The following is a 13,087-nucleotide window of genomic DNA, read 5'->3' as shown; positions in this document are numbered from 1 at the left end:
GTGTTGAGGTTGTTTACTAGCCATTGTGAGTTCCTCCTGGGACTATCTCTATTATAGTCTTATTCCTTGGAATAACTCACTTTAACTTGTACTATTTATATTCTAGCACCACTTCTCCATTATCAAGACATCTGACCTGAGCGGTTTTCCCATTCTCAAGGCAAGGTGCAATTCTCGCCATGATCGTATCCATGTTCCTGAACTTTGTCCCACCTTTGAATTTCTCCATCTGATAGCCAGGAACATCTCTTGTAAAAGGCTGGAGCGCATCCATAGGGGTTTTCTTTGCAATCGAGCCCTTACTTATAGACTCACGAGGATTGATCTCAGCGATGTCAGAAATGTTTCTTGTTGTCCACTCAGATTTCATACCCAATCGCCTCCAGCTTCTTCCTAATTTCATTCTCGAGTTCATGTGACTTCTTGAACATATCAGAAAGCTCTGAAGTCAGGCGGTTCATTTTCTCCTCGAACGGCTCGCCGTCGTCCTCCTGCTCCTCGATACCGACATACCGTCCCGGAGTCAGAATATAGTCCTGCTTCGCAATGTCCTGCGTGGTCGCAACAGCACAGAAGCCCTTCACGTCCTCGAGCGTTCCGTTCTGGAAAGCCGAGAAGGTGTCCGCCAGCTTTTGGATGTCCTCGTCGGTGAAGTCGCGGTGCTTGCGATCGACCATGTGGCCCATCTTGCGGGCGTCGATGAAAACTGTCTTGCCTTTCTGCTTTTTGTTCTTCGTGATGAACCAGAGTGTGACCGGAATCGTGACGCTATAGAAAAGCTGCGTCGGCATAGCAACAATGCCTTCAATCAGATCATCATTGATAATATTCTTACGGATTTTCCCTTCACCGCTGGATTGAGTTGAGAGTGCGCCGTTCGCCAGCACCAGACCGATCTTTCCGTTCGGCGCAAGATGAAAAATCATGTGCTGAATCCACGCATAGTTGGCGTTCCCCGCAGGCGGAAGTCCGTACTTCCAGCGCTTGTCTTCCTTCAGTTCCTCCTGTCCCCACGGATGATAGTTAAATGGAGGATTCGCGAGAATGTAATCCGCCTTCAAGGTCGGATGCAGGTCGTTCGTAAACGTATCCGCATTGTATGGCCCGAGGTCCGCGTCGATTCCACGAATGGCCATGTTCATCTTCGCCATCTTCCAAGTGTCCGGATTCGCCTCCTGCCCGTACACGGAGATAACGCCGCGATTATGGCTGTGGCCCTCTGCGAATCGCTCACTCTGTACAAACATTCCGCCGCTTCCGCAACAGCAATCGTATACCCGGGAGTTTGGTTCCGGTTTCAAAATTGCCACAAGGGTTTTGACGATACTGGACGGCGTATAGAATTCACCGCCGCCGACGCCTTCCTTCTCCGCAAACTGTGCGATGCAGTACTCATACGTGCGCCCAAGCAGATCCTCGCTCGCCTGCCTATCCGACATGTCGATGTTGTTCGTGAAGATGTCCACGACATCGCCGAGAACCTTCTTGTCCAGATCCGGCGAAGCGTAGTTCTTCGGAAGCACGCCCTTCAGGCTCTTGTTGTCGTCTTCGATAGCGCGCATCGCCTTATCGATGACTGTTCCGATCTCCGGCGTGTGCGCTGCAGCGGCGATCGTCTCCCAGCGAGCCTCCTTCGGAACGAAGAAGATGTTGTCCATCAGATAGGCGTCCGGATCATCCTCAAACCCGTCGCCATCCTCGACCAGCTTTTTGTACTGCGCCTCGAACGCCGCCGAAATGTAGCGCAGGAAGATAAGGCCTATGATAACCTTCCTGTATTCTGCCGCCGGGATATGTCCCCACAGGACGCATGCCGCATCCCATATCTGTTTCTCAAAGCCAATATTGGCATTCGTCTTTTCCGCCATTTGTTATTACTCCTCGTTTCCCGTTTTCTTTATTGCTTTCACTGCCGGCTCTTCATCCTCAACTGTCTCCAAAATGTCAGAGACCTCGAAGTTGAGGGCTACACATATTCAGAGAAGAGAACGTCAGTGTTCACGTTGCCGCCTTAACTTTCACCCTTCTATAAAGCTATCCATGCTTATTACTTCACATCATTTAAGAACCCATATCGTTTCTTGATCATCCGTTCTAGACCGCCTTCTGTAGATACGAGAATTTGCATATGAGAGAGGCATCTTGAAGTAGCGGCTTCCCGCTGCATTTAAGAACTATATGACGTAGGTTCCCTGATTCCTCTGATTATCCAGATACCTGTACAGATTCTTGAGAAACTCGTTGCTCCTGATAGTGCTCACCTCCCTGATACCCGTCCGGTATCTGATTCTGTACTTGCGGTACCCGATTCGTGCCGTTTTTCTGTTCCCTGGTACCTAACGCATCCCCGACAATAAGGTCAGTTGATCGAACGGGCCCTGAAGACAACAAAAGACAGATCTCTAGAATTAATTATACGAATTCTTTATAAACAAATCAACAGTATCGAATTTCAGATGCGTCAAACATACATAAATCTACAAGATGTCAGCATCTGCATTTCCTGTTTCACTGCTTCCGGCCGCTGCGTCTTCAGCATCCGATAATAATACTGAGAAGATACATTCCGCTGAAGCGTCCGGACACTCCAGCCTTCCTGATGCGCTTCATTTTCATACCAGTCTCTAGCCTGATGATCTTTAACCTGCAGAAGAACGGTATAATGTGACCAGGAAAGCAACCTTTCAGATTTTCCAGACACTGTCTGAAAAATCTCTGGGAATTCCCGATAAAAGGAATAGTAGCTTTGTAATCATTTGTTTTCATCTGCTTATATTTATGCTATTCGCTTGAAGAAATTGATGCGGAAATAGCGGAAGCCAGAAAGTGAGGTGCCTGTGAAATATTACGCTGTCATTGACACAAACGTGCTGGTTTCCGCCGCCCTTAAGTGAAATTCCGTACCAGGAAACTTCTGAAATTCCTCATACTCCTTGTTTGGTATCTGCTTCATCGATTATTCCTTTACATCTCGGCAAACTGGAATTTATACAATCCAATGCTCTACATCCTCTGCTCCAGCAAACCTTCCAAATGCACTTACTGCTTCACGAAGCAGTGCGTCAAGGTCAATGTCATCCTCAAAACAATAGATGACTACAAGAATGTCTGTTGCAGAATCTGTAACCATCGCCCGCGTAGAATCTGACATGGATGAGCCGAAGATTCCAACATCATCAGCTAATACAATCATGTTCTCCATATCAAGAAAATCCTTGCCAATGCCCGTATAGCCTTCGCTATGGTCCGCTTTACGCAACTTGATTGCTCCATGAACCTGTCCGAGATCATATGACCCAACAGACAAACCGCTTTTAACAGAAATCAGGTTATTTACATCGACAACTGAATTGATATGGTACAGTTCATCCCCACGGCGAACTCTGCGAATTAACGCTTCGGATGAAACTCTGTACCTGCCGGGGTTTCTACCAAAAGCCTTGTAAGCAGCCCGACTACCCTTTATACCAGGAATCTCACTCCATGCCTTTCCTTCCACGCCGCTTCTCACCTGCGGCAGGACTTCCGCATTCATATACTCCCAGAAATGATCATCTGGCGCTTTCACATCTGCAGAAAATCGTAAAAGCCCCAGTCGGATCTCCGGATAGACACTGAACAATTCCTTATCGATAGTCAAATCGTATCTCATATGTAATCTCTCCTCGCCAAATCCGGGATTAAATTTTTTAGCCATAGACACCTCATATCTACTTTCTGGCTTTCACAATCTCTCTTAACTCATCTTGTTTTTCTTCATCATATGTCGTCCTTGCATTACGCTTTCTTTACATCTTCCTTCGGTCGGAAGGAAATATCCAGAACCATTCCAAGGCCATCAGCTAATCTCTGCAGCAACTTTATTGATGGGTTTCTAGTCCCATTCTCCAGTTTGCTGATTTCTGCCTGGTCTATTCCAGTCTTTATCGATAATTCCTTCTGTGTAAGATGCTGTGAGGTTCTGGCCTCAATAATTGCCCGGATGACATTCATTTCCGGCTGAACTTCCTCATATGCTTTTGCAAATTCCGGATCCTTCATTTTCTCGGCTTTATATTCCTGAAGTGTCATTTGGTATTCTCCTTCCTACGTAGATAATCTTTTCTTCTGTCTTTTGCCAGCTGAATCTCAGCCAGTGGCGTTTTCTGCGTCTTTTTTACAAACCCGTTGGTTAATACAATCGTAGCACCTTCATAGAAAAAATAAAGTGTACGTGTAATATCACTTCCAAATTTGCATCGCAGTTCAAAAATTCCATACTCGTTCTTCAGTTTGTCGAAGGTAAATTTACCCGGCTTATAGCGTTTCAACAGCCTTATCCTCATCAGAGCCGTGATTGTCAGGTTATCGTCACGGTAATCATAGGGAATATCCGTTTTAGTGACCTTGCACTTATAAAGGATGGCAGAGACGGGAGACGCCACATACATATATACAGTATCGCCCGTTCTAATGCCGTTGCCCTGTTTCCAGTCGTTTTGTCTCTCTGTTCAAGTAGAGGAGAACAAGCGTTTTAGAAATGGATCTTTTCTATCTTTATTATATAAGATCCGTGTCCAAAAATTAACCCCTCCGTGTCTAAAATAAGTTTACCACTTCAGGTGTCGCAGTCTAAAAAAATGTCCGCACCACATTATAGATTTTATGTAAAATATAGTTGACAAAAAGTAATGAGCATGATATTATAACGATGTCAAATATATATGACATTTTGTAAATAGTAAACGACACAAAGTGATCAGCTTGGTACCGGGCTGGTTGCAGGACCTGGAATCGTAATTATTGTAGGCATTGAGAAATACTTAGAAGAGAAAGGACAATAAAGAGAACTAGCCTGAACAAGAGAGAAAAGCAGTAAACAATATTAAGTGAAAGTTTTATAGAAAGAAAAGATGGAGGTAATCGTTATGGATGCATACAGAATAGGATTTATGAGTGGTTTCCTGGGAGTACTTGTATTACTGGTAGTCGTGATGTTGCTGAAGAGAAAGAGAGAGGGCGATACTGCTTATGATGAGCGCCAGGCAGCCATCAGAGGACGTGGTTACAAATACGCATATGTTACAGCAGGCTTACTTACATTTGTATATGCAATCTGCTTTGAAGGTATTGCAGAACGCTTTATCGAGCCGGGGCTGGTTCTGGTAGCGATCTTCTTCCTATCCGGGCTTGTACTTTCAGGCTACTGCATCTTCAAGGATGCATACTGGGGATATAAGCAGCATGGACATAAGAGCATGATCGTCTGCTGGGGAGCGCTGGTTGTTTTCTTCCTTGCCCAGGCAATCAGTAAGATCATGGATGGAAAAGTGATCGAAAATGGTAGAATTAGTTTCGATGGTGGACTTCCTTTTGTATTGGCAGCCTTCTTCCTAGTTTTCCTCTGCATGCAGGGCCTTAAGCTTATCATCGATAAGAGAGACGCAGAATAAGCTGCGAGAGAAAGGAAAATCAGTATGAAGAATCTAAATCTAAAATCAGCTCGAGCAGCCAAGGACCTGTCCCAGCAGCAGCTCGCGGATCTGGTTGGGGTTAGCCGCCAGACCATCAATGCGATTGAAAAGGGAGATTATAATCCTACCATTCAACTCTGCATCAGTATCTGCAAGGCACTGGATAAGACTTTGAATGATCTCTTCTGGGAATAAAGAAACCATATATCGGGGAAATTGTTTCTACAGCATAATGTCAATGGACCATTGCAGCAGAAATCTGACTGCTGCATGGTCTACAATGCCTTTTAGCATTTTCCGGATCCGGAGCACCTAGTATCGACACTTCAAAGTATTTCGATGTAACAACAATTATTTCCAATGAATCTATGTACCAGGTTTGTGGTCGAAAGGCTGTCTGTTTTTTCACAATTTTGCTATTTTTTTGTCTTATTTTATTGATTTCTTATGACATTTTGCTAAAATATTCTTAAGACATACTTGTAGGAGGTAGGCAGAATGAGGCAAAAGATACTTTGTAACTGTACCGCATTTCTCTTAATCGCTGCGGTATTGACCGGCTGCGCAGGCAGCTCAACCAAGACCCCCGATGACTATGCTACCAATAAAGGCTATACTTCTACCGAAGCGTCTGCCAAGGCATCGGATTCCAAACAGACCAAGATTTCCAAAGACGATATGAAAGTAGGAGTTCTCTATATCTCGGATCCATCCGAGGGAAGTGGCTATTCCTATACCCACGATCTCGGAATTCAGGGGATGCAGGAAAATCTTGGTCTGCATTCCGACCAGATTGAACGCAAGATCGTAGATGACGGCGACGCTGCCGCAACAGAAAAAGCCATAAAGGAATGTATCGACGACGGATGCAAGATCATCTTTACCACGAGCTGGGGATACATGGAAGCAACCTCCGAGATGGCGGAACAATATCCGGACATATATTTTTCCCATGGAACCGGCAATCTGTCCAATGGAAAGAATTTTAACAACTATTTTGGCCGCATCTATCAGGCGCGTTACCTTAGTGGTATTATTGCCGGAATGAATACCAAAAGTAATAAGATCGGCTATGTCGCAGCTCAGGATTCTTCCAACTCCGAAGTAACCGGAGGCATCGATGCTTTTGCCATTGGTGTGGAATCGGTCAATCCGGATGCCAGAATCTATGTTGCTGTCACGAACAGCTGGTACGATCCGGATAAGGAAAAAGCGGCTTCCGAGCAGCTTCTTGATATGGGATGTGATGTGATGGCACAACACTGTGATACCCCTTATCCACAGACACTCGCACAGGATCGCGGTGTATATGGTATCGGCTATAACTCAGATATGAGTAAAGAGACCCCTGACTCCTGCCTTACCAGCGTTATCTGGAATTGGAGCGCATACTATACTTCCGCAGTCAAAAGCGTTATGAACGGAACCTGGGATGGAAGCAACTATTACGGCGGTATGGCAGAAGGACTTGTCGGAATCACAAACCTTGCCGGTTTTGCCGCTGAAGGTACGCAGGAAAAGGTTGACGAAGCCACTGCTGCAATCTTAAGCGGAGAAAACAATGTCTTTGATGGTGTTCTGGAAACCAACACCGGAGATACAATCGGTTCAGAAGGCTCGACACTCGATGACGCTACGATTACCGGTGGAATCAACTGGTATTACCGCAACGTTGTTGTCGTTGAGTAGAGGAGGCGCATATGAAATTAACCATACGAAAAAAAATCCTGTTTTGTTCCCTCATTCCCTTACTTCTTCTCGGCGGGATCATTATCACACTGGCAGCAACACTTGTACAGAATGCGATCCTCGGGCAGGTAGAGAACTCACTGAAAGGTACTGCGGTTGCAACCTTAGCCGCCTATGATCAGAATGCCGGCTCCTACTTAGAGTCAACCAACGGTGACATCTGGAAGGGAAGCTACAACATCTCGCAGTCTGAAAATCTTGTCGATACAATTAAAGCAAAATCCGGAATGGACGTCACCTTCTTTTACGGAGACAAACGAATCATGACCTCCGCCTTGGACTCCGATGGAAAGCGTATTCTTGGAAGCCCTGCCGGGAAAAAAATCACAGAAATCGTACTGAAAAACGGTGAAGATTTCTTCAGTTCCAACGTATCCATCAATGGAACCATCTACTACGGATACTACACACCGGTCTACCAGAAAGACGATGCTTCGGCACCGATCGGCATGATATTTGCCGGTGCCAGGAAGAAGCCGACGCACGACAGTATTATGCGGATTCTCAACACAATCATTGCAATCGTGATTGTAGCCATGGTCGTCTGCATTATTATCGTACAGAAGTGCACAACCTCTATTACGCGCGCACTTCGCCGAAGCATTCAGAGTGTTCAGGAAGTATCTTCCGGTAATCTGCATGCAGCCATCGACCGCAAGGCTTTGAAGCGATCCGATGAAATCGGTGATCTCTCCCGCGCAGTTGAAAATCTGCAGACGGAACTTTTAAAAATTATCGGCGGCATCAAGGAAAGTACTTCTCTGCTTGTGGATTCGTCCGACATGCTTGAGCAGACCTCCCATGAAACCTATACCGGCATCCATACAATGCAGACAACGGTGGCCAACATTACAGACGGTGCAACCCAGCAGGCAACGGATGCACAGAACGCCTCTGCCAATGTGCAGATCATGGGAAATCTGATTACCGAAACGGGACTTGCCGCAGATGAGTTAAACGAGAGTGCCGACACCATGAAAGAAGCCAGCGACAAAGCATCTGTCACAATTAAAGAATTAAAACAGATCAGTGAAGAAGTAAAAAATGCAATCTCTGTTATCGCTGACCAGACCAACCAGACAAACACTTCTGCACAGAATATTCAGTCCGCGACCCAATTTATCTCAGAGATTGCGGCACAAACGAATCTGTTATCATTAAATGCCAGTATCGAAGCCGCCCGCGCCGGTGAAGCCGGACGTGGGTTTGCCGTTGTCGCGACAGAAATCCAGAAGCTTGCGGAACAATCGGATACCGCCAGTGGCAATATTGCGGAAATTGTCAATACACTGATTGCCAATTCCGAGAAAGTGGTTGAAACCATGGAACGCACACGTACCGTTATCGACCAGCAGAATCAGTATATTGAAAACACTTCCTCTGCCGTAAGCGGTGTGATCACCGAACTCGATGCTTCTGTGGAGCGCATTCGAAGCATTGAGCAAAAGACAACGGAACTTGAGAAGGCGCGAAACGAGATCATCGCCATTATCGAAACGCTGTCCGACATCGCCCAGCAGAATGCGGATGGCACAAGCCAGACCAATACGGCTATGTCAGAGATGGCAGACAGTTTCCGCAATATCGAAAATTCTACGGAAAACCTTCGGAATACCGCCGATATGCTCGCACAAAATATCAGCAATTTCCAGATTTAGACATTGTTCGCAAAGAGAATCTGTTTTGTTCCAAAGAAAGGACACAGCCAATCGGCAGCGTCCTTTCACTTTCTCTATTTCCTTTCAAACGCTCGTCATCTATCGTAAATCCCTTAATCATATATTCTTTTATCCGCTTTGTTGCCCACTGCCTGAATCTTGTTGCAATCACTGATTTGATACGGTATCCAAGAGATATTATCATATCAAGATTATATTAAGGAATCTGCCTTGTCACCTCACAATTTCCTTCTTTTCAAACCTGTCGGAAATTCCGACAGGTTGAAATTTCGTCTAATTCACCCTCCTCATAAATATGCTTAATATGTCCTACTATATTTGTTCGCGAAGTTTGAAATAACTCTGACATCTGTTGTTGTGTCAATCACACTGTATCATCTTCTATTTCATCTTAAAGTGTTTCAAAGCTTCCTCAATAGCCTTAACCTTTTCCTCCGGAAATCCCGGTTGTCTACTGTTCTCTAATTTAGGCTTATTATAGTTTTCACGCTCTATGATTCCATGTTTCTGCTTCACCTATGCTCTAATATAATCCTCATCTACTTCACCACACTTTCTTCTCTGAGCTCTTTTATCATTGCCATTACATCATCATCATTTTTTAGACCGGCTTTTTCTGCCTCTCCGGCAAATGCTCTCTGTGCTTCACGCAGTGCATCCATAGATGAATTCATCATATAAATTCTTCCGGAATCCTCCATAAATAAAACCTTGTCACCATTCTTAATTCCAAGCTTTTTACGAATTTCAATAGGTATCGTTACCTGTCCTTTTGATGTTACTTTTGCTAATTCCATATAAAAACCTCCTTCAATCGGTAATACATTCCTTACTTTCCTTACAATTTAATTATATGCAGTTTTCCAGAAATTATCAATCTCTTTTTCTGGGATTCTTACATTCCAAAAGAAAAATCAAGAAACTCGTTATCCTCCGGCTCATTATCAGCCAAAACAACAGCCGCCATAGTAAGCATATAGTTGTCATCATCCGTCACTTTATCTGCAACAAATCCTTTGTGTCCACAGATCGGGATTCTGGTTGAAAATCCGTTCAAACTGCCATTTTAATCTGTCGGATACGAATTTTAATGCTTACCCCCATCTCGTTCGGGGATGAATAAAACTCTTCCCCTGGGGATGCGGACATTTTTAATTATAACTTACTATCTGAGGGCTTTCAGACACCTTATAATCTTATCGAAGCTGAAAAAAAGGTGCCAATGTAAAGCACTGGCATGGTAGAGCTGCAGATTGACAGAACCGATATTATCCGATATTATTAAGTAATATCAGGACAGTTGATTATAGAAGGCGCCCATTGCTACCGGGTAGTGGGATTAACGTCATTCCTTTACCGTTAGGTCTTAGCAGGTAGGGGAATGGCGTATTTTATTATATGGAGGTTCTCTAATGAAATGGATCTATCTGTTAATTGCAGGAGCTCTTGAAATAACATGGGCGGTAACAATGAAAATGTCTAACGGATTTACTGTGCTGATCCCATCAATTATTACCTGTGTGGGGTATATAGCCAGTGCTGTGTTTTTGTCGATCGCACTTAGGCAGCTTCCTTTGGGAACAGCTTATGCTATGTGGACAGGCATGGGAATCGTGGGGACTACGCTGCTTGGGATTTTTCTTTTTAATGAAAAATTGTCAGTTCCACAGGTTATATGTGTTATTTTAATTGTAGTTGGAATTGTCGGATTAAAAATATTAACAAAGGATTAAGGTGAACTATGTTTAGAAAGATGAGAAGATTTAAGCAACAGATTACAGATGAACAGTGCATTGAGGTGCTGAAAAATGCAAAGCGCGGTGTACTATCCCTTATTGGTGAGGATGGTTATCCGTATGGTTTGCCCATTAACCAGTGGTATTGTGAAGAGGATGGGAAAATCTATTTTCATGGGGCTAAGGAAGGTCACAAGATTGATGCAATTAAGGCTTGTGATAAAGTAAGCTTCTGTACATGGGATGAAGGCTATCGGAAAGACGACGATTGGGCTTTAAATATTAACAGCGTAATTGTATTTGGCAGAATCAAGCTTGTTGAGGATGAGGATACTGCAATAAAAATCTGTACTAATCTCACAAAAAAGTTCACGGATGATGAAGAGTATTTACAAAAGGAATTGAAAAATGCTCTGCCGAGAGTACAGTGCCTTGAACTCATTCCTGAGCATATGACAGGGAAGCTGGTTAATGAATCATAAATAGTGTCTGCTGAATAATTCCGGGCAGGAATGATATTGCCGTTACGGCCTCATCTTATTTTTCATGAGCGGTGCCGATTCGCATTCCGCTTCGCTCCATGCTCATCCGCGCGTTCGCGCTATTGAAATAGCGTATCGGATGACTTTGCGTCCTCAAGCGGCCGCCGTCACCGATACACTATTTCAGCAGGTTCCGGCCTCGTCTTATTTTTCATGAGCGGTGCCGATTCGCATTCCGCTTCGCTCCATGCTCATCCGCGCGTTCGCGCTATTGAAATAGCGTATCGGATGACTTTGCGTCCTCAAGCGGTCGCCGTCACCGATACACTATTTCAGCACCGCTCATTTAATACGCGAGACATCAATACTACCGTCTCCACGTGGCTCGATTGCTCCAGATTGATGTCAGATTTTAGCGGTCGTTCGCGGGAATTTATCAAAGCGTGTTTTTCCCTTAAAGCACACCGATTTTTACCCTTGTACGTTCTCGGAAACAGGTCAAAGACCTTGCTCATACCTATAATATGCAAACGCACAGATTTGCCGACCGCTTCAAGACTTCGCTCTGAGGGAACAGGTCTGAAATCCCATCGCCTCAACTCTAATCATCATCGTGTCTTCCACCACGTTTATATGGATTTACATGCACAGTCTTTCCATTCTGTTGACGATCGTATCCAGACACATCATGTTCCCGTGGTGATGAACGTTCATCCGGATAATCTCTTGAACCAGATGAATCACTGTAATCATCACTATCATCTGCTTGTCCGCTGTAATCATCAAACAAATCTGAAGATGAAGTATCAGATCCGCTATCTCCAGAAGATCCGCCTCCACCTGAGCTGTTGTTCGCTACAGCCGCTGTTGTGATTGCTGCCGCAGCAATCCCGCCCCATTTCACTATTCCAGTCAAAATAGGATGCCTTTCACTAAATCCTTTAACAGCATCAACTGCGCGGAGAACCTTATCTCCAAAGCTTTCGTATACTTCTGGTGGAGGTACCGTAGTTTTGCTTTGGGATTTGGTTTCTGAGTGATGCCCTGTATCCTCCCGCCGTGAAGGCTTCACGCTCTCTGTAGACTCTGCCTCCGCTTTGGACTGTTTTTTTAAATCGTCACCTTTATTTTGACTGTCAATAACAGGACTGCGCACCGGCTCACTAAGATAAATAGCTTCGCAAGGAATAGGTTTATTCTCTCCAAAATCAATGAACTCTTTAGTATCCGGATTATAGTACCAATTTGTCGAATTTTGCCAACTACCTTTATGAGCCGCCAGATGTTCATCCCTTGTAAGAAACTGTATGTTATCCGGATCACCTTGGTATTCCGGATACTCAGCAGCACTCTTCATGTGCTGACCTTCATAGGAGCGTCCATTGTCGTCCTTGGCTTTTCCTATATTGGGATCAAGGATGTCCTTTTGCTGTTCCTGCGACCAGTCCCGTGTTCCTTTGCCTTCAGCGACTAATTTTTGCTCTCTTTCCCAAGCAAGCCTTATTGCCTTGTTTCTTTCCTTTATACTCGTTTTTGACATAGGCTCACTCTCCTATACCAAGCAAGTCATAAAGGTCATTCAAGAAAGCATAAAAATCATCATAGATCAACTCATCATCGACACTTCCAGTTTCGTGATCATATATTGAAATTTTCTCGCCTGACTTCTCACATAATACTGGATCTCCTGAAGCTAAAGCACCAATAACAATATATTTTTCATCAGGCCTATCATTTTCATCTACATCGATTATTGGCTTATGCGCTACACCATAAAACTGCACTCCAGCGGGAAGAAACAACTCGCCACCATCGGAATACTGCAACCATTCTTTATACTTTTCAGGGAATTCAATTTCATGGTCTTTCTCGAACTGAGTAATCTGTTCTTCAGTTGCTCCTTCAAGAAAAATCATTTTGCCTTGTTCATTCAGCTTATCAATGATAGCTTTTAATTCTTCTGAAATCATACACTAACTCCTTTATGT

15 protein-coding genes and 2 pseudogenes are annotated in these 13,087 nt (G+C 44.4%); 6 read left to right on the top strand and 11 right to left on the bottom strand.

The window, feature by feature from the left end; genetic code table 11:
• Positions 1 to 91: 91 nt before the first annotated feature.
• The 6 genes and pseudogenes from ACTNCK_RS03040 to ACTNCK_RS03015 all read right to left on the bottom strand — a co-directional run bounded on the left by ACTNCK_RS03040 (position 92) and on the right by ACTNCK_RS03015 (position 4,325).
• Positions 92 to 370 (bottom strand): hypothetical protein, encoded by a 279-nt coding sequence (locus ACTNCK_RS03040; RefSeq protein ID WP_441080889.1) that lies wholly within the window; start codon positions 368 to 370, stop codon positions 92 to 94.
• The gene (locus ACTNCK_RS03035) at positions 360 to 1,868 is read right to left on the bottom strand and encodes an N-6 DNA methylase (RefSeq protein ID WP_441080888.1); all 1,509 of its coding nucleotides are present in this window, start codon (positions 1,866 to 1,868) and stop codon (positions 360 to 362) included. Before ACTNCK_RS03035 ends, ACTNCK_RS03040 begins: the two co-directional genes overlap by 11 nt.
• Before the next feature lie 593 nt (positions 1,869 to 2,461).
• Positions 2,462 to 2,737: pseudogene (locus ACTNCK_RS03030) on the bottom strand (DUF1016 N-terminal domain-containing protein); the annotation flags it as partial.
• A 249-nt stretch (positions 2,738 to 2,986) separates the two neighbouring features.
• Positions 2,987 to 3,697 carry a B3/B4 domain-containing protein gene (locus tag ACTNCK_RS03025; RefSeq protein WP_441080887.1) on the bottom strand — a complete coding sequence of 237 codons (711 nt, stop codon included), beginning with the start codon at positions 3,695 to 3,697 and terminating at the stop codon, positions 2,987 to 2,989.
• An 80-nt stretch (positions 3,698 to 3,777) separates the two neighbouring features.
• Positions 3,778 to 4,071 carry a helix-turn-helix domain-containing protein gene (locus ACTNCK_RS03020; protein ID WP_441080886.1) on the bottom strand — a complete coding sequence of 98 codons (294 nt, stop codon included), beginning with the start codon at positions 4,069 to 4,071 and terminating at the stop codon, positions 3,778 to 3,780.
• Positions 4,068 to 4,325: a type II toxin-antitoxin system RelE/ParE family toxin gene (locus tag ACTNCK_RS03015; protein ID WP_441080885.1), complete on the bottom strand. Its 258-nt coding sequence runs from the start codon at positions 4,323 to 4,325 to the stop codon at positions 4,068 to 4,070. The genes ACTNCK_RS03020 and ACTNCK_RS03015 overlap by 4 nt, the downstream gene beginning before the upstream one ends.
• 582 nt (positions 4,326 to 4,907) lie before the next feature.
• On the opposite strand from ACTNCK_RS03015, the gene ACTNCK_RS03010 reads away from it, so the two are divergent.
• The 4 genes from ACTNCK_RS03010 (at position 4,908) to ACTNCK_RS02995 (ending at position 8,860) form a co-directional block, all read left to right on the top strand.
• A complete protein-coding gene (locus ACTNCK_RS03010) occupies positions 4,908 to 5,432 on the top strand; it encodes a hypothetical protein (RefSeq protein ID WP_441080884.1) in 525 nt (174 codons plus the stop codon).
• 24 nt (positions 5,433 to 5,456) lie between these two features.
• A complete protein-coding gene (locus tag ACTNCK_RS03005; protein ID WP_441080883.1) occupies positions 5,457 to 5,648 on the top strand; it encodes a helix-turn-helix transcriptional regulator in 192 nt (63 codons plus the stop codon).
• 303 nt (positions 5,649 to 5,951) lie between these two features.
• Positions 5,952 to 7,142, top strand: coding sequence for a BMP family ABC transporter substrate-binding protein (locus tag ACTNCK_RS03000; protein WP_441080882.1), 1,191 nt, complete (start codon positions 5,952 to 5,954; stop codon positions 7,140 to 7,142).
• Between the two features lie 11 nt (positions 7,143 to 7,153).
• Positions 7,154 to 8,860 (top strand): methyl-accepting chemotaxis protein, encoded by a 1,707-nt coding sequence (locus ACTNCK_RS02995; protein ID WP_441080881.1) that lies wholly within the window; start codon positions 7,154 to 7,156, stop codon positions 8,858 to 8,860.
• 76 nt (positions 8,861 to 8,936) lie between these two features.
• On the opposite strand, the pseudogene ACTNCK_RS02990 reads toward ACTNCK_RS02995, so the two are convergent.
• The 3 genes and pseudogenes from ACTNCK_RS02990 to ACTNCK_RS02980 form a co-directional block, all read right to left on the bottom strand.
• Positions 8,937 to 9,266: pseudogene (locus ACTNCK_RS02990) on the bottom strand (virulence RhuM family protein); the annotation flags it as partial.
• 154 nt (positions 9,267 to 9,420) lie between these two features.
• Positions 9,421 to 9,678, bottom strand: coding sequence for an AbrB/MazE/SpoVT family DNA-binding domain-containing protein (locus ACTNCK_RS02985; protein WP_441080879.1), 258 nt, complete (start codon positions 9,676 to 9,678; stop codon positions 9,421 to 9,423).
• A gap of 98 nt (positions 9,679 to 9,776) precedes the next feature.
• Complete coding sequence (locus ACTNCK_RS02980) at positions 9,777 to 9,938, bottom strand: hypothetical protein (protein ID WP_441080877.1); 162 nt, start codon at positions 9,936 to 9,938, stop codon at positions 9,777 to 9,779.
• 355 nt (positions 9,939 to 10,293) lie between these two features.
• On the opposite strand from ACTNCK_RS02980, the gene ACTNCK_RS02975 reads away from it, so the two are divergent.
• A complete protein-coding gene (locus ACTNCK_RS02975) occupies positions 10,294 to 10,614 on the top strand; it encodes a DMT family transporter (protein WP_441080875.1) in 321 nt (106 codons plus the stop codon).
• A gap of 8 nt (positions 10,615 to 10,622) precedes the next feature.
• Positions 10,623 to 11,099 (top strand): pyridoxamine 5'-phosphate oxidase family protein, encoded by a 477-nt coding sequence (locus tag ACTNCK_RS02970; protein WP_320807686.1) that lies wholly within the window; start codon positions 10,623 to 10,625, stop codon positions 11,097 to 11,099.
• 601 nt (positions 11,100 to 11,700) lie between these two features.
• Here the strand turns inward: ACTNCK_RS02970 and ACTNCK_RS02965 are convergent.
• Positions 11,701 to 12,639, bottom strand: coding sequence for a teneurin-3 (locus tag ACTNCK_RS02965; RefSeq protein WP_441080874.1), 939 nt, complete (start codon positions 12,637 to 12,639; stop codon positions 11,701 to 11,703).
• 4 nt (positions 12,640 to 12,643) lie between these two features.
• Entirely contained in the window at positions 12,644 to 13,069 is a 426-nt protein-coding gene (locus ACTNCK_RS02960; protein WP_441080873.1) for an SMI1/KNR4 family protein, read from the bottom strand.
• Positions 13,070 to 13,087 lie beyond the last annotated feature (18 nt).

Origin of the sequence: Candidatus Weimeria sp. HCP3S3_B5 (assembly GCF_052064335.1) — a bacterium.
Taxonomy (GTDB): domain Bacteria; phylum Bacillota; class Clostridia; order Lachnospirales; family Lachnospiraceae; genus Weimeria.
Note: the sequence above shows the minus strand (reverse complement) of the source record. Positions and strands in the feature narration are given on the sequence as shown.